This is a genomic window from Neokomagataea tanensis (genome assembly GCF_006542335.1).
Taxonomy (GTDB): domain Bacteria; phylum Pseudomonadota; class Alphaproteobacteria; order Acetobacterales; family Acetobacteraceae; genus Gluconobacter; species Gluconobacter tanensis.
In genome coordinates this window covers 660,001-681,863 of record NZ_CP032485.1, presented here as the reverse complement: position 1 = coordinate 681,863, position 21,863 = coordinate 660,001, and the positions used below count along the sequence as shown (strand labels likewise).

Sequence of the window (21,863 nt, the reverse complement as noted above, 5' to 3'; positions counted from 1 at the left end):
TTGTCATGAGTCGTTTGACGGTTTACCGGGATGATGCACCGGGAAAGCTTCTGCTTGATCTCTCCACACCCGGAGAAATTGCGGAGACGCTGCGCCCGCACAACATTCGTTTTGAGCGCTGGGCTGCGCCGGTAACGCCGGCAAAAGACGCCTCAACGGATGATATATTGGACGCTTATCGCCCGTATCTCAACGCTTTGATGGGTGAGACCGGCGCCGGGAGTGCAGATGTTGTGCGCATTAACGCGCAAACGCCGAACCTGCCAGAATTGCGTCAAAAGTTCTTATCTGAACATACTCACAGCGAGGACGAGGTCAGGTTCTTTGTGCATGGGCAGGGCGCTTTCGTGCTGCACATCAAAGGCCGCGTTTATTCCGTTCTCTGTGAACAAGGCGATTTGATTTCTGTCCCGACGGGCATTCCGCATTGGTTTGATGCGGGTACATCGCCTGATGTTGTTGCTCTGCGCGTATTTACCGATAAAACGGGCTGGATCGCAGATTACACCGGGGACGATATTGCTGAGCGTTTCCCAGCAGAAGTGGTGCCCACAACAGCTGCCCAGATTTGATGAAGGCTTTATGATTCGTTTTGTTCTGCTGGATATTGAAGGCACCACACTGCCGATCACTTTCGTCAAGGACGTGATGTTTCCATACGCGGCACGTGCCCTGCCAGCAGTTCTGGCGGATCAGTCAGAGCCAACTGTTGCAAATGCCCGACGTGAGATCGAACGTTCTTTTCCCGGCCGTGATCCTCTTGATGTTTGCCAAGAGTGGATGGCACGCGACGAAAAAGCTGCTCCCTTGAAAGCCCTGCAAGGGGTTGCATGGCGTCAGGGGTTTGCGGATGGAACAATTCGCGCAGATCTCTATGCGGACGTATTGCCCGCGTTAAAGGCCTGGAAGGATGCTGGGCTGGGTTTGGCTGTTTATTCGTCAGGTTCGATTCCGTCCCAGAAGCTTCTATACGGTCATACCGCCCAAGGCGATGTGACCAGCTTGTTTGAGGGGTTTTTTGACCTGTCGACGGGTGGCAAAAAAGACGCGACTTCATATGTGAAAATTGCTCAGGCTTTGAATGTTGAGGCCGGAGAGATTTTGTTCCTGTCCGATATCGGTGCTGAACTGGACGCCGCGATTGAAGCGGGGTTAGCCGTTTGTCAGTTGGTACGCCCTCAAGATGCAACTGTGCCGCATGTTGGCGTGCCACAGGCTGCAACTCTTGCTGAAGTGGCTGCGAATTTCGGCCTTGCTGGGTCTGCTCTTGCATGAGCGTCTACACTGACTGGCGCGCTGTTCCGGCGCAGGCGCGCGGTACGGTCGCAGCATTAGGTAATTTTGATGGCGTGCACAGAGGGCATGTGCATGTCTTGAATACGCTGCGTACGGCTCGGCCGGACCGTCCACTTTCTGTTGTAACTTTTGACCCGCACCCGCGGGCTTTATTTCGCCCGCAAGATCCGGCTTTTCGCCTGATGCTGCCAAATGTCAGGGCCAACGCCCTGCAGGAGCAGGGCGTTGAGTCCGTTTTTCAATTGGCATTTGACGCAGAGTTCTCGCATCTTGGGGCGGAAGAATTTGTCAAAGATGTCCTAATTAACGCGCTAGGCGTTCAGCACGTTGCGTGCGGCGCGGATTTTGCATTCGGGCATCGCCGGGGCGGAGATACGGCTCGGTTGGAGCATCTGCTCACAGAACATGGTGTCGGCCTTAGTATTGTTCCGCAGCTGACGGATGATAACGGCCCTATCTCGTCCAGTCGCATACGTCGTCTCTTACAGGAAGGTTATCCCGAGCGGGCGGCAATGGAGTTGGGGCGATTGTGGAGCATTGTCGGTCCGGTTGTTCACGGGGACCAGCGTGGAAGGCTGCTTGGCTTTCCTACGGCAAATATACCCTTGGGTCAGCATATTGAGCCGGCACGTGGCGTTTATGCTGTGTGGGTTACCTTGCCGGATGGCCGTGTCCTGCCGGGCGTTGCTAATATTGGACGCAGGCCTACGATTAATGATGGCCAAGAGAGCCGCCTAGAAGTTCATTTGTTTGATTTTTCTGGCGACCTATACGGTCAGATCTTGTCGGTCGCATTGGTATGTCTCATGCGGGAAGAGTGCCGCTTCGATAGTCTTGATGCGTTGAAAGCACAGATCGCCCAAGACGCAGCGCAAGCGCGTAAAATTCTATCATCACGCTAAAACCGCGATTCGTTTTTTATGCCGGGACAATAAGCGTAAGGCCATCACGTCTAACGTCTTGTTTTCATGTGTTTGGGGATCCCGGCATGCGTTCTCTCTTGAGCCTACAAAGTGTTGTGTCTTTTAGGACACGCAATAAGGTCAATACGGGTGCTGTCGGTGTGGGGCTAAGCTTCTCAATAGCGCTTTTTAAAGGAGGTCCAGTTGCGCACTGCCCCCCGGCAGGGCTTTGATACAGAGCGAATTCTAGAAACACATTTTGTAAAATTTATTTAAATAATTGAAAAGAAAGCAATTTTACGACGTACCCTTCGAGAGAATGAAAAATTAAGTTCGGCAAAAAAATATCCAGATTTTCTAAGGCTTAAGACATGTTGTGCAACATATGACCAATATATTTCGATGACTTAAAACTGTAACTTTTGTTACGTTTTCAGCTTCATTAAATCGCGCTTCAGAAACAGAAATATTCCCTGATCTGGAGTTATTCGTGAAAAAAGTAAAATTACTTTTGGTCGCGACGTCAGCGTGTACACCTATGCTTTTCTCAGCAGGAGCATGGGCGGAAACAAAGCAAAAAGCAGCTGTGAAGCCTGTAGCGACAGCTCACAAAGCGCATGCTCATCCAACGTCGCGTAACAGCGATACTCAAGAGCAGGTTATCGTCACAGGTACGCGCGCTTCGCATGTTAAGGCACGTCAAAGCATCAGTCCGATTGCCTTGATCTCAGCGGCAACTTTGGCGCGTTCAGGTGAACTGAATGTTTCCAATGCTCTGACGCGGACTTACCCATCCATTACGATGAGTGCTCGCGGTTCGAACACCAACTCATTGGTCGCTTCGATCCAGATGCGTGGTCTGAACCCGAACGAGACGCTTGTTCTGGTCGATGGTAAGCGCCGCCATACAACGGCGAACATTGTTCAGAAGTCTGGTCCTCAGTTCGCGTCTTCCGGCGTAGACTTGAACATGATTCCCGGCAACATGATCGACCATATCGAGGTGCTGGAAGATGGCGCAGCGGCTATGTACGGTTCAGACGCCATTGCCGGTGTGGTGAACATCATCACCAAGAAGAAAGATCATGGCCTGAACCTGAGCGCGCAAACTGGCGCAAACGCTTATAATGGCGATGGTGTGCAGTATCAGCTGGATGCTGATGGCGGTTTGAAGCTTGGTTCCGATGGCTATATTCATATCGGCGCACAGTTTTACCACACGGATCACACCATTGCGTGGGGCCCTGACCATGCTTTGCTTGGCTACTGGCCAGCCGGTGCTGACACCAGAAACTACTTCGTAAAGAACGGTGCCAACCAATCTTGGAAGGGTCGTCAGACTGACTATCTGAGCACGCCAAAAGAAACGCGTGAGAATCTGGGCATCAACTTTGCCAAGCCCATCACACAAGGCATTGAACTCTACGGTCAGAGCATGTTGGCGTATCGCCACGCAGAAATGCGTGCTTATAAGCGCCCATATGTTGTGCCAGGTTACTTCCCAGATGGCCTTCGCCCCATCACAGCAGATGACGAGTTGGATTATTCAGCGCTTCTCGGTCTGCGCGGACAGAATTTGTTTGGCTTTGACTGGGATTTCTCGTCAGTTTACGGCGGCAACAACTCTCGTATCAGCATCCGTGATGTTGTTAACTTGGGTATGATCAGTGCGAAGGGTTACTCCCCGACCAAGTTCTGGGATTACACCCAGAAGAACGCACAATGGACTAACAATCTTGATCTGCGCCGTGCCTTTACGATTGCTAATGTCCTGCCTGTAAATTTGGCATTTGGTGGTGAGCACCGTTTGGATCGCTACCAGATCGTAGCAGGTAACCCTGAGTCTTACCTCTATGGTGGACCGGTTGAGCATACAGGTATCCCACCGCAGTCAGCGGGTACGTGGTTCCGTAACGTTTACTCTGCTTATGTTGATGCGACGTTCCACCCGACGCAGAAACTTCAGATCGATGTAGCGGGCCGTTACGAGTATTACACCAACACCCAGAACACAGAGAACGGCAAAATCTCTGCGCGTTATGACTTTACACCGCGCTTTGCTGTCCGTGGTACAATCAGCAACGGTTTCCGTGCTCCGACCTTGCAGGAAGCTCATTTCAGCCGCCTGAACACGTTTGCGGGTAGTGGCAGTGTCGCTGGTCAGTTGCCGGTGGAATCTGCTGGTGCGCGTTCACTCGGCGCGACCGGTTTGAAGCCAGAGCGTTCTACTAATGCAAGCCTCGGCTTTACGGCTGAACCACTGCATGGCTTGCATGTTGAGGTTGACGCTTACCAGATCAACCTGCGTGATCGTATTGTGCAGGGCGGTACGGTTAAGGGGCAGTCCGCTCTCGACGCTATTCGCTCCTTTGGCTTCGATATCACGCCGACGGCAAATAACATTGCAAACTCTTCGGCTTTCTTCCTGTCCAACGGTGCATCTACCCGTACTCAGGGTATGGATATTAAGGCAGACTACCTCGTTCGTATGCGGGACTATGGCAATGTCAGCTTGACGGCGGCATTCAACCTTAACCGTACACGTTTGCATCACAACGGTATGTCGAACCTTGGTCAACCTCTGCTGAACGAGCAGGACATCGCGTATCTGACGACCGCAACGCCGCGCAGCAAGCTGATCCTGAACGCATTGTGGACGGTTGGAAAATGGGACGTAAACCTGCGTCAGAGCCGTTACGGTGAGACGACAGCGATGATGACGTACCAAGATTGGACGCCTGCTTCTGCAACATGCTCCAAGGGTGGTGCGCTGCGTTACTCGAACTCGTGCTTTGCACAGTTTAAGAACACGCCACGCTGGTTGACGGATCTGGAAATTGGCTACCGTGTGACAGACCGCATCCATGCTTCTGTTGGTGCTAACAACATCTTCAATGTTCGCCCTCGCAAACTGCCGGGTGAGCTGACACAGGCTGGCGGCAGCATGTACGACCAGTTCTCGGGTCAGATCCCATTCACTGGCGCTTATTACTTCGGCCGCGTGAACGCATCTTTCTGAGAGCGTTCATTGAGCAGAAAAGCCCCTCCAGTAAACGGAGGGGCTTTTTGCGTTTTACGGCTTTGTGTGGGTCAGGGCGCAAGTCGTGGGCTAGACGCTGGCGCAGTCAAAAATAGACGAAATGCAGGCATGTTCGTCGCAGGTAAGGCAAAAAGGCACGCGTAATAGCTGCTGGCGATGCTAAAAATGCGCCGAATGGCTCAGTAAATAGGCGCTGGGCTTGACCGGATTGCTTCTGGCTCCCCATATGAAGCACATTTGCTTTTATGTCTGACCAGACGGGGCCGTTTTTCATGTCCGACGCCAGTTTTAAAGAACAACAAGACCGCTATCGCGATACGGTGTTTTTGCCACGTACAGCGTTTCCAATGCGCGGTGGCCTACCCAAGCGTGAGCCAGAAACTTTGGCCCGCTGGGAGGCAATGGACTTAGACGGACATATTAGAAAAGCGGAAGCCGGGCGCCCAGTTTTCACCCTGCACGATGGTCCTCCTTATGCGAACGGTCATATCCATATTGGCCATGCCCTGAACAAGGTCATGAAGGATGTGGTTAATCGCGCACATCGCATGGCAGGTTATGCTGTGCGTTATCAGCCGGGTTGGGACTGCCACGGCTTGCCGATTGAGTGGCGCATCGAAGAGCAGTACCGCAAAGCGGGTAAAAATAAGGACGAGGTGCCTTTACTGCAGTTCCGTGCTGAGTGTCGTGAATATGCGGCTCAATGGGTTGCAAAACAGGCAGAAGATTTTAAGCGTCTTGGCGTACAAGCTGAGTGGGCGCATCGCTACGTCACTATGGATTTCGAGTCAGAGGCAAAGATCGTCCAAGAGATTGGACGCTTTTTGCTGAATGGCGGTCTGTACCGTGGTTTGCGTCCTGTCATGTGGAGCCCTGTTGAGAAAACAGCTCTGGCTGAAGCAGAAATTGAATATCACGACATCGAATCCACCACGATTCACGTGGCTTTTCCGGTCGTAAAAGATACGACGCCCGGCAAAGCATTAACGGACGTATCTGCGGTGATTTGGACCACGACGCCGTGGACAATGCCAGCAAACCGCGCCATCACTTTCGGCCCGGACATCACCTATGTCGTTTTACGCGCGGATGAAACTGCTGAGGGTAGTAAGGTTCCGTCAGGGGCGAAGCTGCTTGTAGCGGAAGATCTGGCTGAGGGTTTCTGTCAGCAAGTTGGTATTGCTGCGCATCACGTGCTGTACACGTTGCCCGGCAGTGCATTGGCGGGTGTGGTCTGCGCCCATCCATGGCGCGGCCGTGGTTATGAACATGACGTACCCTTGTTATCCGCTGACTTCGTAACGACGGATGCGGGTACGGGCCTTGTGCATACGGCTCCATCTCACGGTGTGGATGACTTTATTGTCAGTCGTGCGAATGGCATTGAAGTGCCAGAGTTAGTGCTGGATGACGGGCGCTACGCTGCTTGGGTACCGCATTTGGCCGGGACGCACGTGTTCAAAGCGTCTGACCCGGTGTGTGCTTTGCTGGATGAGGCACGAGATGAGGCTGAGCGCGCCGGAGGTGCTGCAACTGGCCTCATGGCACGTAGTAAGGTTCTGCACTCATATCCGCATTCATGGCGGTCAAAAGCGCCAATCATCTACCGCGCTACGCCTCAGTGGTTTATCGCCATGGATGGCGAGCAAAAGCTGCGCGAAAAATCACTAAAAGCGCTGGATGATGTGACGTTTGTGCCCGAATCAGCACGCCGCCGTCTTACATCAATGGTCGAACAGCGCCCAGATTGGTGCATTTCGCGCCAGCGTGCGTGGGGTGTGCCTATCGCTGTATTCGTTGAAAAGCGGACGGGCGAAGTGCTGCGTGATCCAGCCGTGATGGCGCGGATTGTCGATGCGTTCAAGGAAAAGGGTGCGGATATCTGGTACGAGGCCGATCCAGCACAATTCCTCGGCGAAGGGCGTGATCCGGCGGATTATGAGCAAGTCTTCGATATTGTGGATGTGTGGTTTGAATCAGGTTCGAGCCATACCTTCATTGAAGGTCAGGAGAACATGAATGTTCCTGCTGATCTGTATCTTGAAGGGTCAGATCAGCATCGCGGTTGGTTCCAGTCATCTCTGCTGGAAGGCGTCGGGACACGGGGTGTTTCTCCGTATAAGGCTGTTGTGACGAACGGCTTTGTGTTGGATGAACAAGGGCGCAAAATGTCCAAGTCCTTGGGCAATGTTGTCGCTCCTGCCGATGTTTGGAATTCATTGGGGGCAGATATTCTGCGTCTTTGGATTTTGAACTCGGATACGAATGAAGATCTGCGCATTGGCAATGAGATCCTTAAGCAGCAGGGCGAATTGTATCGTCGGTTGCGGAACACTCTGCGTTGGTTGCTCGGCGCCTTAGAAGGTTTTGCTGAGGAGGAGATTGTCCCCCACGCAGAGCTGCCGCCGCTGGAGCGCTACATTCTGCACCGTCTGTCCGAGTTGCACGGATTGATTGCTCGCGCGGTGGAAACCCATCAATGGGTTGGTGTCTATCCGGCGCTACATGGTTTCTGCACGACTGATCTGTCAGCGTTCTATTTCGATATTCGTAAAGACGTATTGTACTGTGATGCGCCGTCCGACCCGACGCGCCGCGCCGTTCGTACGGTGCTTGATGTGTTGCATCGTGCGCTGTGCACTTGGTTGGCTCCGGTACTGGTCTTCACAGCAGAAGAGGCATGGCAGGCCCGTTTTGGTGATGAAAACAGCATCCATCTCGCGGCTTTCTTTGAGCCGGCAGCGGAATGGCATGATGCAGCACTAGGGGAAGCATGGGAGCACATCCGTGCCTATCGCCGCATTGTTACGACGGAACTTGAGACAGCGCGCCGTGACGGGGTCATCGGGTCATCGCTTGAAGCGCAGGTTACGCTGCCGCTCACAGCAGAGGAGCGTTCACGCTTCGGTGGTGCATCTCTCGACTGGGCTGAACTGCTCATCACGTCGCACGCTACGCTGGTAGAGGCTGAGGGTGGCCATGGCGCACCTAAAGTGGAGCGCGCCGACGGTGAAAAATGTGCACGCTGCTGGAAGGTTCTTCCAGAAGTCGGTGAACATGAAGAGCACTCCGCTCTATGCCGCCGTTGTGTAAGCGTGGTGGCGTGATGGAGGTTAAAGCTCAGCGGCAAGGGCGTTTGAAGCGTATTACGCTGGGGGTCATCTTTTTGTTTCTCGTTCTGGCGGCTGATCAGCTGAGCAAGAACTGGATTCTTTATGGTTATGACCTCCCGGCGCGTGGGTCCGTGCAAATCTTGCCGTTCCTGAACTTTACGATGGTCTGGAACCATGCGGTTACGTTCGGCATGTTTGGTGGCTTGGGAAATAAGGGGCCGCTTATTTTTGAAGCTGTGTCGCTCGTAGCCGTTGTCCTGCTCTTGGTATGCGTTGCGCGCACGTCGCGCGTGCTTGTTGCTGGTGCGGCTGGGGCGATTGCTGGCGGAGCCATAGGCAATGTGATTGATCGCGTGCGCTATGGCGCCGTGGTTGATTTCTTGCATGCCCATGCTTTTGGGTGGTCATGGTACGTGTTCAACGTCGCAGATTCGGGTATCGTTTGTGGTGTCGCAGTATGGATGCTGGATAGTTTTCTGTCCGAAAGGCAGCGTTCTGCGCAGTGATTATGCGGAAAAGACAGCCATAAGATGCTGCCAAATGTGCTGCATAGCTTGCCCCATGGGGCTTAGAACGGTAGGAGTATTTGAATTGTGATCGCCTTTCAGGGTCTGACCATGCGCTTTTTTCGTATTCCTTCCGTTCGTTTATGTGCCCAGATTGGTGCTGTTGCTTCTTTTGGAGTAATGCTCGCCGGCTGTTCGGGGGATGACGTGACGCGTGCTTTCGGCATGGAACGCATCATGCCCGACGAGTACACGGTCACGACCCGTGCGCCGCTTTCAATGCCGCCGTCAGAGAAGATGCAACTCCCCGGTGCCGCTGATGCTCACCGCCCGGACGAGAGCCCGCGTCTGCAAGCGCTGGAAACGCTTTCACCTGACACAGCTCTGCACCCTGTTGTGGGCAGCGAAAGCGCAGGCCAGACATCTCTGGTCGCGCAAGCTACCCAAGCGTCACGTGCGTCTGATAATGCTGAGCTGGGCAACGCAGATGCGGGTTTTGTTGATAACCTGATGTTCTGGTCCGGTGGTAAGGCTGGTGGCGTTGTGGACGGAGATGGCGAAAACCGCCGCATCCGTGAGAACACTGCTCTTGGCCGTAAGGCAACCACAGGTGCTACGCCTACAGTCACGAAGAAAACGGGCCATTTCCTCGGCGTCTTCTAAGAGGGCGCTAGAGCCCCAATTTTTTGTGTGAATGCAATGCAAGCGCGTGAGAGGCCGGTCATCCGGCCCTTGTCTAATCACGTTATTGATTTAATTGCGGCCGGCGAGGTCATTGAGCGCCCTGCAGCCGCGCTCAAAGAACTCGTTGAAAATGCCTTGGATGCGGGTGCGCGCCGCATCGTGGTCGCATTGCGTGGTGGGGGCGTTGACCGTATCGACGTCACAGATGACGGCTGCGGTATGACGCCTGATGACCTGCAATTGGCTGTCCAGAGGCACTGCACGTCTAAGTTGCAGGATGAGCGTCTTGTCCATATAAAAACGTTAGGCTTTCGGGGTGAGGCATTGCCGTCAATTGGGGCGAGTGCCCGCTTGGCGTTGACGTCTCGCGTGGCGGGGGCTGAAACGGCATGGTGTCTTAGGGTCGAAGGTGGCGTTATTAGTCCTCCGGAGCCAGCATCAGGCCCTGTCGGCACACGCATCGTTGTAACAGACCTATTTTTTGCTACTCCGGCTCGTCGTAAGTTTCTGAAATCTCCCCGAGTGGAAACGGGCCACGCGGAAGCGGTGATGCGTAGGCTGGCGCTCAGCGCCCCTCATTGCGCCATCAGAGTATTGCTAGATGAGAGGGTGCTGTTTGACGTGCCTGAGCAAAGCCCTCTGGCGCGCACGGCTGCGATTTTAGATACGCCATCAGACATGCTCCTTCCGCTGGATGAACAGCGTGGGGCTTTGCGTTTGTCGGGCTACGCTTGTGGGCCGGGACGAACGCGGGCAACAGGGGCGGGTCAATTTGTGCACGTTAATGGCCGCCCTGTAACGGACCCGATGTTGCGTACTGCGATACGCGTTGCGTATCGCCCGGTCATTACGCAGGGCCGTTTCCCTGTCCATGCACTGAATATTACCGTGCCGTTAGAGCGTTTGGACGTAAACGTTCATCCTGCGAAAACGGAGTTGCGCTTTGCAGATGAAGCAGATGTCAAAGCACTGCTGATTGGCGGTCTGGGGCGTGCGTTGGGGCATGGGTCTGGCGGGGGGGCGTGCAGGCACGTTTGGGCGGTAGTCGTCCCTCAATCGTTTATCCTTCCCGTGCCTCGGGAGTGCCTTCCCTGATTGAGCGGGGGGCTTGGCCACAGGAAGAAACGCCGAGTAGCGACACATACGTTGCTCAAACTTCAATGGAAGAGAAAAGTGCTCCATCTGGTTTTTCCGAGTTGGAGCGTAATTTCCTGCCGCAAGCGCGCACGCCGTTGGCCGTGGACGGTACACGGGGCGAAGGGCAGGGGCCAAAAGATGCGTTTCCCCTCGGTGCCGCTGTCGCGCAGGTTTTTGACACATATTTATTGTCCGTTGCTCCTGATGGCGATTTGATCCTTGTGGATCAGCACGCTGCGCATGAACGTTTGACGCATGAGCGCCTGCGTGAATTACACGCCAAAGGGGTATTGAAAGCGCAATCTTTGCTTCTTCCGGAGGTAATTGACCTGCCGGCCCGTGAGGCGGATGCGTTGCTGGCTTGTGCTGAAAATCTGGAAAATCTGGGTTTGGTCGTTGAGCCTTTTGGATCCGGAAGCGTGCTGCTCAGAGCGGTTCCTGCTTTATTGGGCAAGGCTGATGTGGCCTCCTTATTAAAAGACGTTGCTGATGAATTGGCGCAAGATCCGGACTTGGACGCGGCAAATACGGAAAGTTTTTCACGTAAGCTCGATGCCGTTTTGGCAAGGATGGCCTGTCATGGAAGCATCCGTGCGGGGCGGCGTTTGAAACCAGAAGAAATGAACGCGTTATTGCGGGAAATGGAGCGTACTCCCCGCGCGAATACATGCTCTCATGGCCGTCCAACCTGGCTGAAGCTTACGCGCGCGGAGATTGAGCGTCTTTTCGGGCGTATTACGTGAAAAACTTTCTTTTTTCAAAAACGGGGCTTGTCATCCTCTGGTTAGGCCGCTAAAAGGCCATCACCTCAATGGACGGCCGGTGTAGCTCAGCTGGTAGAGCACGTCATTCGTAATGATGGGGTCGGGAGTTCGAATCTCTTCTCCGGCACCATTGAGGTCTTCCCTCTCTAAAATAAAACTTGCCTTGTCTCTGCACGTTATTGTGCGGGTGGCTTATACGTGTTCTTTGTGCGTGTTTTGTGCAGGCTGAAGCTGCGTGCGTTATGGCGATGCTGGCGTCATGCAAAAAGCGCAAAGGGGAAGCATGAAAAGGCAGTTTCATAAAAAATTATGGCACGGGGCTGTTCGGTTATCGCCGCAAAGCCAAGCCCCGCATGACTCCCTCTTGGTGCTTGAAGGTGTGCGGGAGTGCTTCGTATGCGGGCAAGTGCAGACGCTCCCGTCTTTAAAGCCGGGTTATTCCGTTAAGTGTGTGCGGTGCGGCACGCAGCTAGCGCGTCGCCGCAGAACGTCTGTCATCGGTACACCTGCAGCTTTTTGCATTACTGCAGCAGCATTATATCTGGTGCTTCTGTTAGATCCGTTAATGACACTGAATGTTTATGGGCGCGAAAATACCGTTTCGCTGTGGGCGGGGCCGCTGGAACTCGTACGGCAAGGTTTCGGTGGGATTGCCTGTCTTGTAGCGCTTGTGACGATTGTCATGCCGGGCGTGGTCATCGCGCTGATGGCGGCCATATTGTACGGAGCCTCCAAAAAGCGCATGCCAGATTGGACGCCGTGCCTTTTGGCTTGGTACGAGCGGCTCAGAACATGGTCTATGATTGAGGTTTACGTACTGGGTGTGTTGGTCGCGTACACTAAGTTGGTAGACTTGGCGGTCGTAATTTTGCAACCCGGCGTTTATGTGCTCGGTGCGCTCATGATTACGATGTCTGTGCTCGACTCAACCTTTGATGATGAACTTATCTGGAACAATCGCGCTCTGAGAGAAACGATTGATGGTCAATGTGGGCGTCTCTTTGAGGTGGCGCATGTAGATGGGCGTAGTGACCAGCTTCCTCCGCCAGACCACGTTGTGTCGTGTCAATGTTGTTCCTTGGTTATGGCGTTTGACCACCCTGTAGATTCTGAGGCGGATCTAGGGGACTGCCCGCGTTGTGGCCAAATACTCCGTCGTCGGAAAAAAAAACGGTTTCGTTGCAGCTGCTGCATTCCTAGTCGCCAGCATCGTTTTATATGTTCCCGCAAACTTATTTCCTGTCATGACGTATAGTAAGGTGGGTTCGGGAGCGCCCAGCACCATTATGTCGGGTGTTATTGAATTGTGGCAGGCCGATATGGTGCCGCTGGCGTTGTTGGTACTTTTTGCAAGTATTACAGTGCCGGTGCTCAAAATTATTGCTTTGGCCGTAATGCTCGTATCGATACGTTTAAAGCCTAAAAAACCGCTCGCTTTTTTAGGGAAGTTGTATCGTGTAGTGGAAATTATTGGACGTTGGTCAATGATCGACGTGTTTATGATTTCTATTCTATGCGCCGTTGTGCGTTTTGGATTTATGGCGAACGTTCATGCTGAACTTGGCATGGTCTGTTTTGCTTCAGTCGTGGTGCTCACCATCTTCGCGGCCGAACGTTTTGATCCAAGAAGCATGTGGGACGCAGCAGGTTTAAACGATGTTCACGGTGACAAGAGTTTGAATGGCCGGCCGACTGGTACCAGTAGCGCACCGGCGGTACCGGATGAGCCTAAAGAAGAAACGCGGCATCAACTTACTAAAGCCCAGACCCCTGATTGTACTACTATGGAGCCCGAAAGAGCGTGACTGAACGTCAATCTGAGAATGAGAGCCAAGCCTCCTCTGTGCCGGAAGCTCCGACAAGGCGTACACGATTCTCGCTGATTTTGCTGATTCCTATTCTAGCTATTGCCATTACCGGTTGGCTGGCGTGGAAGCATTTCGCCACGCGTGGGCCTGAAATCACAATAACATTCGATACGGCCGATGGCTTAACACCTGGACAAACTCAGGTGAAGAATAAAGCGGTAACCCTCGGAACCGTTCAGGAGGTAACGCTCAGTGATGATATGCGGCATGTCATCGCGCGTGTGCAAATGAATGCGGACAGCGCAAGAATATTGACAGATAAAACGCGCTTCTGGGTGGTGAAGCCTCGCATCAACGGTACTAGCATTACCGGCCTCGATACTTTGCTGTCTGGTGCATACATCGCGATTGACCCGGGTGGTTCAGGTGGACACTACCAAGCAGATTTTCGCGGTTTGGAATCCGTTCCGGGTGTGCGGTCTGACCAGCCGGGAAGCACGTTTTGGCTAGTTTCGCCTACTTTGGGGTCGTTGGGGCAGGGCGCGCCTGTCTTTTTCCGCGATGTTACAGTGGGCGAAGTTCTTGGCTACACGATGCCGCCGGGGGGCGAGGGGCCAATAGTTTTACAGGTTTTCGTAAAAGCGCCGTATGACCGCTACCTCCGTACGGAAAGCCGGTTCTGGAATGTATCAGGTCTGCAAGTGGGGCTGGGTGCCGGCGGCTTGAAGGTGCAGATGCAGTCCATTCAGGCTCTATTTTCGGGCGGGGTTGCCTTTGGGTTGCCGGAACCGATGCGCGGAGCTGATGGCCCGATTGCGCCAGCGAATTCGGTTTTCAAGCTCTATGGCAGCCAAGCTGAAGCTGAAACGGCACGCTATCATCACCGTCTAATGGCAGTGACGTATGTCGATACATCGGTCAAAGGGCTGACTATTGGCAGCCAAGTGAGCATGTTTGGCCTGCAAGTTGGTACGGTTACCGAAATACGGCTGCAAATGCGTGGTGCTGGGCAGGCGCCGCGCATACGCGTGGCAATGGAGCTTGAGCCTGAGCGTGTTATGTCAAACGATGGTGACAGCTCGCCGTCGCTTGATGATTTTGTCGCGTGTGGAATGCGTGCATCGGTGGAAAGTGCAAGCTTCCTAACCGGAGAATCGATGATTGCTCTGCAATTCATTAAGCACGCAAAGCCTGTGACGTTGACGTATGAGGGGGATGCGGCAGTTCTACCAAGTCAGCCGGGTGGTGTGGACGGCATTATGGCGTCTGTCTCAACGATAACGGACAAAGTGGCAGCCATGCCTCTTACCCAGATCGGGGAGCATGTGAATGATCTGCTCGCTCATGCGGATAGCCGTATAAAAAGCAAGGAAGTAACGCAGTCTTTGGTGGCTCTGCGCGATTCGTTGCGTCATTTGGACGATCTGACAAAGACCGCGAACGAACATCTCCCAGCCATGATGACGGCGCTGCAAGGTACGCTTGCAAATGCTCAGTCCGTTTTGGGCGCTTATGGTGGAGATACGGATTTTCACCGCAACCTGCAAAGCATGATTCTTCAGCTCACACAGACGTCGCGCTCCTTGCGATTGCTGACAGACTATCTTGATCATCACCCTTCATCGCTCGTAACGGGACGCAGGAATTAACGTCATGGTTTATACTTTGAAGCATCCCTTTGGACGTATGGGGGCCTTTGCACTGCTATGTGCTGGCCTTGCTGCTTGCAGCAATAGTTCACCAAAGCTTTATACTTTGGCACCCGAAAATGGCCCTGTTGTGCAGGTTAGTCCTAGTTTGATTGAGGTTGTGACGCCTGTCATTTCATCGCGGTTAGACCGAGACACGATTGTATGGGGTGACGAAGGCTACCGTACGAAACTCGCAGATGGTGCAAGCTGGAGTGAGCCGCTTGCAGAAATGCTGGGTCACACTTTGGCGAGCAATTTAGCCGTGCGTTTGCCAGCCAGCAGAGTTTACGCTCAGAATGACGCAGTCACAGCATCACCTACGGCAATTGTCGAGGTGACTATAAGGAACTTTGAGGCAGACAGCCAAGGTCGAGCTTATGTCGCAGGGGCGCTAACGGCTCACCGGCGCGATGGTACAGGAGGGAGTTTGCTTCAGCCGTTTCAGTGGAGAAGTGATGCGTCTGTAAGTCATAGTACAGAAAAGCTGGTTTCGGAGCTGAGTCATGGGCTGGCTATCATGTCTGATAGTTTAGTTGCACAGTTGCAAAGCTTGCCGCCAGAGGTGGGCAAATAGGTATAAAAAAAGGGCCTCGAAAGGGGCCCTTTTTTGTATGTTTGAAGTGACTTAGAGCTTCTCAACCTGAGTGAACTCCAAATCGACAGGCGTGGAGCGCCCGAAGATAGAGACACTGACTTTGAGGCGCTGGCGTTCGTCGTCGACTTCTTCGATCATGCCGTTGAAGGACGTGAACGGGCCATCTGCAACGCGGATTTGTTCGCCGATCTCGAAGGTGAGTGTCGAGCGAGGACGCTCGACGCCTTCTTGAGCCTGCTTCATGATACGCTCTGCTTCGGCAGCCGTGATGGGCGTTGGCTTGTTGCGCGAGCCAAGGAAGCCGGTGACCTTGGGTGTATCTTTAACCAAGTGCCAAGCTTCGTCGGTCAGTTCCATTTTGACGAGAACATAGCCGGGGAAGAATTTGCGTTCTGCGTTTACCTTACGACCGCGGCGGACCTCAGTAACATCTTCTGATGGTACCAAGATTTGCTCAATATGGTCGGACAGGCCTTTCTGGGCGGCTTGCTCTTGAATGTGGCTTGCAATCTTCTTTTCAAAGCCGGAATAGACGTGAACCACATACCAACGTTTTGCCATGTCGTCTGTCTTAGCCTCCGATGCCGAAAAGTGAGCGGACACCAAAGCCGATGGCCTGGTCCACAATAAAGAAGAAGATGCAGGTGATGGTTGCCATGAAAAGGACGGCACCCGTCGTGATCACGGTATTACGTCGTGTTGGCCAAGTGACGCGGAGAGCTTCTGCGCGCACTTCTTTAAAGTAAGTGCGAATGTTGAAGCTTGAACCGTTGTTCTGTGGCGCCGACTTGCGCGAATCGCCTTGCGGGGTACTGACCGACACCGTGATCCTCGAATTCAAGTGAAATGCCGCATCCTGCGGTTCACGAACCTATAGATCGTTGAACCGCCCGGAGGGCGGAATGGCAGGGGCGGAGGGTCTCGAACCCGCAACCTCCGGTTTTGGAGACCGGCGCTCTAGCCAATTGAGCTACGCCCCTAGTGTCAAAACGATTTCCGTTGAGAGGAATTGCGCTAGGACAGTGGCCGAAAGAAATATTATTCTGATGGTAAAGTCAATGCCGTATCTGGATTTTTTTCTAAAAAAACTCTCGAGGCGTATCTTGCGTAAAAAAAAAGAATGCAGTAGATCAATCCTCAGATGAGCGGGCGTAGCATAGTGGTAATGCAGTAGCCTTCCAAGCTTCTGAGGAGGGTTCGATTCCCTTCGCCCGCTCCAAATCTCCAAAAACATCCAAATACTTTCCGCAGAAATGCGGGCGGCAGTTCCGTTGCGCGCGCAGGATCATGTTCGGACATCTTAGTTATTTTTGAGTGTGAGCATTGGTTGCGTCAGATCGGTGAGCCGTGCTAGACGCTGCGCAGTGTGGATGATCAGACTGTCGTGAGTTGCGCTTTTTTGATGAAAGTGAGCCGGGTCTGGTTGGATCAATCAGAAGCACGGGAGTCTATCGTGGCGCCCGGCCGCATTTGCGGTAAAGATAACAGAGACGGAACACGCGTGTGACGACGGTAACACAGGTGCCGCAGATGGGGGCCGTAAACGGTGCAGCCGGGCGTTATGCCCGTGCTTTTTACGATTACGTCTCCGAGCAGGGCGGATTGGCTGAAGTTGTTCCTCAGGTACGTGCTTTGCGCGATGCTGTGGGGACAAGCGATGATCTCCGAGCATTCTTAAATGATGCGCGGATTGATCCAAAAGACGCCAACCGTGTTGTAAGTGCACTGGTGGAGCGTTTTGGTCTGAGTGATGCTATTCGCCGCCTGATCGGTGTAGTGTCCCAGAACGGCCGTCTTGCGCTGCTTAACGACGTACTGAACGCTATCCTTGCGTATGACGCTGCTCTCCGTGGTGAGAGCGTAGCAGAGATCCGCTCCGCACAACCTCTTTCAGATTCGCAGCGCATCCAGTTGCAAGCACGTCTTGCAGAAGCTGGTTACAGCCGAGTGTCTTTGGTCGAACAGGTAGATCCTGCTTTGATTGGTGGCATGACGGTGCGTGTTGGATCTACTTTGTTTGATACCTCGATCGCTGGGCGTCTCACTCGCCTGCAAAACGCTATGAAGGGAGCCGCGTGATGGATATCCGTCCCGCCGAGATTTCGGACATCCTCAAGCAGCAAATCGCGTCATTTGACAGTGCTGAAGCCGTTTCAGAGACCGGTACGGTCCTGTCGATCGGTGACGGCATTGCGCGCGTTTACGGGCTCACCAACGTCATGGCTGGCGAAATGGTTGAGTTTGAGGGCAGTGGCCTTAAGGGTATGGCGCTGAACCTAGAAGCCGACAACGTTGGTGTTGTGCTTTTTGGTGACGGTGACGAAGTGCGCGAAGGCGATACAGTTCTGCGCACTAAGGAAGTCGTACAGGTTCCGGTTGGTAAAGGCCTGCTTGGTCGTGTTGTGGACGGTATCGGTAATCCGATCGACGGCCGTGGCCCGCTGACAGACGTTGAATACCGCCGCGCTGAAGTAAAAGCTCCTGGCATCATGCCACGTCAATCCGTTGGCGAGCCAATGCAGACAGGTATCAAGGCAATTGATGCTCTGGTGCCTGTTGGCCGTGGCCAGCGTGAGTTGATTATCGGTGACCGTCAAACCGGTAAGACAGCAATTCTGGTCGACACAATCGTCGCTCAGAAGACAGTGAATGCTGAGGGTGACCCAAAGAAGTCCCTGTACTGCATTTACGTAGCTGTCGGCCAGAAGCGTTCAACGGTTGCAAACCTCGTCCGTACGCTGACGGAGCAAGGTGCGATGGAATACTCCATCGTTGTTGCTGCAACAGCTTCTGACGCGGCTCCGATGCAATATCTTGCACCATACGCCGCTTGCGCAATGGGTGAGTACTTCCGTGACAACGGAATGCACGCTCTGGTATGTTACGACGACCTGTCTAAGCAGGCTGTAGCTTACCGCCAGATGTCATTGCTCCTGCGTCGTCCGCCTGCACGTGAAGCATTCCCTGGTGACGTGTTCTACTTGCACTCACGCCTGTTGGAACGCGCAGCGAAGATGTCTGATGCGAACGGCGGCGGTTCACTTACGGCTCTGCCAGTAATTGAAACGCAAGCTGGTGATACAGCTGCCTATATCCCAACAAACGTCATCTCCATCACAGACGGTCAGATCTTCCTTGAGACAGATCTGTTCTATAAGGGTATTCGCCCGGCTGTGAACGTTGGCGGTTCTGTTTCACGTGTTGGTTCTGCTGCGCAGATCAAGGCTATGAAGCAAGTTGCTGGCAAGGTTAAGCTGGAACTCGCTCAGTACCGTGAAATGGCTGCGTTCTCGCAGTTCGCTTCTGATCTTGACCCTGCAACGCGTCGTCAGCTTGACCGCGGTGCACGTTTGGTTGAACTACTGAAGCAGCCAGAAACGTCACCACTTCAAGTCGAAGAACAGGTTGTCGTTCTGTATGCTGGTACACGCGGTTACTTGGACTCTGTGCCGGTTGACCAAGTGGTAGCGTACGAAGCTGCTCTTTTGAGCGAAGTGCGTGGCCCGGGATCAGATGTTCTCGCGGCTATTCGCAACGATCGCCAGATCAAGCCGGAAACTGAGAGCAAGCTCAAAGAGCTGCTTGAAGCATTCGGGAAGCGTTTCTCCGCGTAAGGATCGATCATGCCCTCGCTGAAGGAATTGCGCGGTCGGATCGCAGGCGTCAAATCGACGCGTAAGATTACGAACGCGATGAAAATGGTCGCAGCTTCTAAGCTGCGACGCGCTCAGTCTCACGCAGAAGCATCACGCCCCTATGCGGTAGCGATGGGGCGCATGATGTCTGAGTTGGCAACTGCGGTCCGTCACCAAGATCCCTCCAACCTGCCAGTGTTGCTGGCAGGTACGGGGCGTGATCAAACGCACCTCATTGTTGCAATGACGTCTGATCGTGGGCTGGCTGGTGGCTTCAATGCCAACGTAGTCCGGAATGTGCGTCAGCACGTACAGGAGCTCAAGGCTGCAGGTCGTTCGATCCGCATTCTTCCTGTCGGCCGGAAAGGTGCGGACGTTCTCGGCCGTGAATTTCCTGAGTTGATGTTGGCGGACGAAACCGGCGTTATCGGCCGTGATATCAATTTCGCAAAGGCAGAAGAAGTGGGGGATAAAATCGTCTCTCTGCTCAATGCTGGCGAAATTGATCGGTGCACGCTGGTTTACAACCAGTTCGTCAATGCAATGACGCAAGTTCCTACGCGCTCCGCACTTGTTCCGCTGCAAGCGGCCCCTCAGAACGATAATGAGGCAGGTGCAGAATCGGCGCAGTATGAATTCGAGCCTGATGAGACCGCGCTGCTTGAAGCTTTGCTGCCGCGCAACCTTAAGGTTCAAATCTTCTCTGCTCTCTTGGAGAGCGCCGCTGGTGAACAAGGTGCGCGTATGACCGCTATGGACAACGCAAGCCGTAACGCCAGCAAAGCCATTGATCGTCTGTCTCAGAAGTACAATCGTACTCGACAGGCTAATATTACTAACGAACTGATCGAGATCATCTCCGGCGCCGACGCCGTTTGAGATCACGCAGGAGACGACACCGATGTCCGAGACTCTTTCTTCTCCCGCCCAAGCTGCAAACAACGCGGTGGGCCGTGTCACGCAGGTGCGCGGACCGGTTGTCGATGTGCAGTTTGAGGGTGAACTTCCCCACATCCTAAACGCGCTGCACGTCAAGAACGGTGATGAAACACTGGTTCTGGAAGTTGCTCAGCAGATTGGTGACCGCCAAGTCCGCTGCATTGCTATGGAAGCAACGGACGGTTTGATCCGTGGTGCAGAAGTGCGCGATACGGGCAACCAGATCATGGTTCCTGTTGGTCCAGCGACGCTTGGTCGTATCTTGAACGTTGTTGGTGACGCGATTGATGAGCGCGGCCCAATCGTTTCTGACAAGTACCTTCCGATCCACCGCAAGGCTCCTTCTTTCGAAGAGCAGGCCGCTGCTTCTGAAATTCTGGTGACAGGTATCAAGGTCGTTGACTTGCTGTGCCCATATCTGAAGGGTGGTAAGATCGGCCTGTTCGGTGGTGCCGGTGTTGGCAAGACCGTTATTATTCAGGAACTGATCAATAACATCGCTAAGGCGCACGGTGGCGTGTCGGTTTTTGCGGGTGTTGGTGAGCGTACACGTGAAGGTAACGACCTGTATTTCGAAATGCAGGATGCGGGCGTTATCAAGATCGGTGAAGACGGTTCAACCGAAGGTTCAAAGGTTGCTCTGGTCTACGGCCAGATGAACGAACCACCGGGCGCTCGTTCACGCGTTGCTCTTACGGGTCTGTCGCTTGCTGAGTATTTCCGTGACGAAGAAGGCCAAGATGTTCTTTTCTTCGTAGATAACATTTTCCGCTTTACGCAAGCTGGTTCGGAAGTTTCGGCGCTCTTGGGTCGTATTCCTTCAGCAGTGGGTTACCAGCCTACGCTTGCTACGGAGATGGGTGCGCTACAAGAGCGTATTACTTCTACTAAGAAGGGCTCCATCACTTCGGTTCAGGCCGTCTACGTTCCTGCAGACGATTTGACTGACCCGGCTCCTGCCGCAACCTTTGCTCACTTGGACGCGACAACAGTGTTGAACCGTTCAATTGCAGAAATGGGCATTTATCCTGCGGTTGATCCGTTGGACTCCACGTCTCGTTCGCTTGACCCCAAGATTGTTGGTCAAGAGCACTACGACGTTGCTCGTAAGGTTCAGCAGACGCTGCAAACGTACAAAGGCTTGCAAGATATTATTGCAATTCTTGGTATGGATGAACTTTCGGAAGAAGATAAGAAAATTGTTGGTCGTGCACGTCGCATCCAGCGCTTCTTGTCTCAGCCTTTCCACGTAGCTGAAGTCTTTACGGGCGCCCCAGGCAAGTTGGTGTCTCTCGAAGATACAATCCGTTCGTTCAAGGCGGTTGTTGCTGGTGAATACGATCATTTGCCAGAAGGCGCTTTCTACATGGTTGGTAGCATCGACGAAGCTATCGCCAAGGCTGAAAAGATGAAGCAAGAGGGCTGATCAAAAATGCCTATCCGCATCGAGATCGTTAGCCCTGAAAAGCACCATGTTGATCGTCAGATCGACATGGTAGTCCTCCCAGGGCGGGAAGGGCAGATTGCGGCGATGCCGGGTCATGCTCCTGTTATGCTTCAGCTTTCTGGCGGCGTTGTTGCGCTTTACGAAGCTGATCGCATTGTAGAAGAGTTTTTTGTATCCGGTGGTTTTGCGGATATTGGCGCTGAGCGTTGCACAGTTTTGGCGGATACGGTTCGCCAAATAAACGAACTGGATGCTGAGGCTGCTCGTGAGCGTCTAGGAACGTTGGAACATCAGTGGGCGCAACTG

Annotated in this window: 18 protein-coding genes, 3 tRNA genes and 1 pseudogene (1 of these 22 running past the window's edge); 19 read left to right on the top strand and 3 right to left on the bottom strand. The window is 53.5% G+C overall.

Going from position 1 to position 21,863, the window contains the following annotated elements; genetic code table 11:
* Window positions 1–5: 5 nt before the first annotated feature.
* The 13 genes and pseudogenes from D5366_RS03180 (at window position 6) to D5366_RS03125 (ending at window position 15,515) form a co-directional block, all read left to right on the top strand.
* A complete protein-coding gene (locus tag D5366_RS03180; protein ID WP_141492259.1) occupies window positions 6–572 on the top strand; it encodes a 1,2-dihydroxy-3-keto-5-methylthiopentene dioxygenase in 567 nt (188 codons plus the stop codon).
* A 10-nt stretch (window positions 573–582) separates the two neighbouring features.
* Entirely contained in the window at window positions 583–1,275 is a 693-nt protein-coding gene (gene mtnC, locus D5366_RS03175) for an acireductone synthase (RefSeq protein ID WP_141492258.1), read from the top strand.
* A complete protein-coding gene (locus tag D5366_RS03170; RefSeq protein ID WP_141492257.1) occupies window positions 1,272–2,198 on the top strand; it encodes a bifunctional riboflavin kinase/FAD synthetase in 927 nt (308 codons plus the stop codon). The genes mtnC and D5366_RS03170 overlap by 4 nt, the downstream gene beginning before the upstream one ends.
* 538 nt (window positions 2,199–2,736) lie before the next feature.
* Window positions 2,737–5,217, top strand: coding sequence for a TonB-dependent receptor plug domain-containing protein (locus tag D5366_RS03165; protein ID WP_141493788.1), 2,481 nt, complete (start codon window positions 2,737–2,739; stop codon window positions 5,215–5,217).
* Window positions 5,218–5,510: 293 nt separating this feature from the next.
* Window positions 5,511–8,345 carry an isoleucine--tRNA ligase gene (gene ileS, locus D5366_RS03160; RefSeq protein ID WP_373317488.1) on the top strand — a complete coding sequence of 945 codons (2,835 nt, stop codon included), beginning with the start codon at window positions 5,511–5,513 and terminating at the stop codon, window positions 8,343–8,345.
* Complete coding sequence (gene lspA, locus D5366_RS03155) at window positions 8,345–8,857, top strand: signal peptidase II (RefSeq protein WP_240775377.1); 513 nt, start codon at window positions 8,345–8,347, stop codon at window positions 8,855–8,857. The genes ileS and lspA overlap by 1 nt, the downstream gene beginning before the upstream one ends.
* Before the next feature lie 87 nt (window positions 8,858–8,944).
* The gene (locus D5366_RS03150; protein ID WP_240775316.1) at window positions 8,945–9,520 is read left to right on the top strand and encodes a DUF3035 domain-containing protein; all 576 of its coding nucleotides are present in this window, start codon (window positions 8,945–8,947) and stop codon (window positions 9,518–9,520) included.
* A gap of 27 nt (window positions 9,521–9,547) precedes the next feature.
* Window positions 9,548–11,421, top strand: a pseudogene (gene mutL, locus D5366_RS03145) (DNA mismatch repair endonuclease MutL).
* Window positions 11,422–11,496: 75 nt separating this feature from the next.
* Window positions 11,497–11,572 (top strand) — tRNA-Thr (locus tag D5366_RS03140).
* Between the two features lie 153 nt (window positions 11,573–11,725).
* Window positions 11,726–12,697, top strand: coding sequence for a paraquat-inducible protein A (locus tag D5366_RS11930; protein WP_240775315.1), 972 nt, complete (start codon window positions 11,726–11,728; stop codon window positions 12,695–12,697).
* Window positions 12,687–13,247 carry a paraquat-inducible protein A gene (locus D5366_RS11925; protein WP_240775314.1) on the top strand — a complete coding sequence of 187 codons (561 nt, stop codon included), beginning with the start codon at window positions 12,687–12,689 and terminating at the stop codon, window positions 13,245–13,247. Before D5366_RS11930 ends, D5366_RS11925 begins: the two co-directional genes overlap by 11 nt.
* A complete protein-coding gene (locus tag D5366_RS03130; RefSeq protein ID WP_141492254.1) occupies window positions 13,244–14,899 on the top strand; it encodes a PqiB family protein in 1,656 nt (551 codons plus the stop codon). Before D5366_RS11925 ends, D5366_RS03130 begins: the two co-directional genes overlap by 4 nt.
* Before the next feature lie 4 nt (window positions 14,900–14,903).
* Window positions 14,904–15,515 (top strand): PqiC family protein, encoded by a 612-nt coding sequence (locus tag D5366_RS03125; RefSeq protein WP_141492253.1) that lies wholly within the window; start codon window positions 14,904–14,906, stop codon window positions 15,513–15,515.
* A gap of 51 nt (window positions 15,516–15,566) precedes the next feature.
* Here the strand turns inward: D5366_RS03125 and nusG are convergent, their stop codons facing one another.
* The 3 genes from nusG to D5366_RS03110 form a co-directional block, all read right to left on the bottom strand.
* Entirely contained in the window at window positions 15,567–16,097 is a 531-nt protein-coding gene (gene nusG, locus D5366_RS03120) for a transcription termination/antitermination protein NusG (protein WP_141492252.1), read from the bottom strand.
* Window positions 16,098–16,107: 10 nt separating this feature from the next.
* The gene (gene secE / locus D5366_RS03115; protein ID WP_240775313.1) at window positions 16,108–16,377 is read right to left on the bottom strand and encodes a preprotein translocase subunit SecE; all 270 of its coding nucleotides are present in this window, start codon (window positions 16,375–16,377) and stop codon (window positions 16,108–16,110) included.
* 62 nt (window positions 16,378–16,439) lie between these two features.
* Window positions 16,440–16,516 (bottom strand) — tRNA-Trp (locus D5366_RS03110).
* Between the two features lie 165 nt (window positions 16,517–16,681).
* Between D5366_RS03110 and D5366_RS03105 the strand changes: the two genes are divergently transcribed.
* The 6 genes from D5366_RS03105 to atpC all read left to right on the top strand — a co-directional run.
* Window positions 16,682–16,755, top strand: a tRNA-Gly gene (locus D5366_RS03105).
* 311 nt (window positions 16,756–17,066) lie between these two features.
* Window positions 17,067–17,615 carry an ATP synthase F1 subunit delta gene (gene atpH / locus D5366_RS03100; protein WP_141493785.1) on the top strand — a complete coding sequence of 183 codons (549 nt, stop codon included), beginning with the start codon at window positions 17,067–17,069 and terminating at the stop codon, window positions 17,613–17,615.
* Window positions 17,615–19,150, top strand: a complete 1,536-nt coding sequence (gene atpA / locus D5366_RS03095) for a F0F1 ATP synthase subunit alpha (RefSeq protein WP_141492251.1) — start codon at window positions 17,615–17,617, stop codon at window positions 19,148–19,150. Before atpH ends, atpA begins: the two co-directional genes overlap by 1 nt.
* 9 nt (window positions 19,151–19,159) lie before the next feature.
* Window positions 19,160–20,050: a F0F1 ATP synthase subunit gamma gene (locus D5366_RS03090; RefSeq protein WP_141492250.1), complete on the top strand. Its 891-nt coding sequence runs from the start codon at window positions 19,160–19,162 to the stop codon at window positions 20,048–20,050.
* A gap of 22 nt (window positions 20,051–20,072) precedes the next feature.
* The gene (gene atpD / locus D5366_RS03085; protein WP_141492249.1) at window positions 20,073–21,536 is read left to right on the top strand and encodes a F0F1 ATP synthase subunit beta; all 1,464 of its coding nucleotides are present in this window, start codon (window positions 20,073–20,075) and stop codon (window positions 21,534–21,536) included.
* 6 nt (window positions 21,537–21,542) lie between these two features.
* Window positions 21,543–21,863, top strand: partial view of an ATP synthase F1 subunit epsilon gene (gene atpC, locus D5366_RS03080; RefSeq protein ID WP_141492248.1) — the 5' portion only. It continues 81 nt past the right edge of the window; the window shows 321 of its 402 coding nt (coding positions 1–321); it begins with the start codon at window positions 21,543–21,545; its stop codon lies beyond the right edge, outside the window.

Coding starts and splice junctions, on each gene's coding strand:
- D5366_RS03180 (WP_141492259.1), top strand. CDS start 6: ATGAGTCGTTTGACGGTTTACCGGGATGATGCACCGGGAAAGCTTCTG.
- mtnC (WP_141492258.1), top strand. CDS start 583: ATGATTCGTTTTGTTCTGCTGGATATTGAAGGCACCACACTGCCGATC.
- D5366_RS03170 (WP_141492257.1), top strand. CDS start 1,272: ATGAGCGTCTACACTGACTGGCGCGCTGTTCCGGCGCAGGCGCGCGGT.
- D5366_RS03165 (WP_141493788.1), top strand. CDS start 2,737: ATGCTTTTCTCAGCAGGAGCATGGGCGGAAACAAAGCAAAAAGCAGCT.
- ileS (WP_373317488.1), top strand. CDS start 5,511: ATGTCCGACGCCAGTTTTAAAGAACAACAAGACCGCTATCGCGATACG.
- lspA (WP_240775377.1), top strand. CDS start 8,345: ATGGAGGTTAAAGCTCAGCGGCAAGGGCGTTTGAAGCGTATTACGCTG.
- D5366_RS11930 (WP_240775315.1), top strand. CDS start 11,726: ATGAAAAGGCAGTTTCATAAAAAATTATGGCACGGGGCTGTTCGGTTA.
- D5366_RS11925 (WP_240775314.1), top strand. CDS start 12,687: ATGACGTATAGTAAGGTGGGTTCGGGAGCGCCCAGCACCATTATGTCG.
- D5366_RS03125 (WP_141492253.1), top strand. CDS start 14,904: ATGGTTTATACTTTGAAGCATCCCTTTGGACGTATGGGGGCCTTTGCA.
- nusG (WP_141492252.1), bottom strand. CDS start 16,097: ATGGCAAAACGTTGGTATGTGGTTCACGTCTATTCCGGCTTTGAAAAG.
- atpH (WP_141493785.1), top strand. CDS start 17,067: ATGGGGGCCGTAAACGGTGCAGCCGGGCGTTATGCCCGTGCTTTTTAC.
- atpA (WP_141492251.1), top strand. CDS start 17,615: ATGGATATCCGTCCCGCCGAGATTTCGGACATCCTCAAGCAGCAAATC.
- D5366_RS03090 (WP_141492250.1), top strand. CDS start 19,160: ATGCCCTCGCTGAAGGAATTGCGCGGTCGGATCGCAGGCGTCAAATCG.
- atpD (WP_141492249.1), top strand. CDS start 20,073: ATGTCCGAGACTCTTTCTTCTCCCGCCCAAGCTGCAAACAACGCGGTG.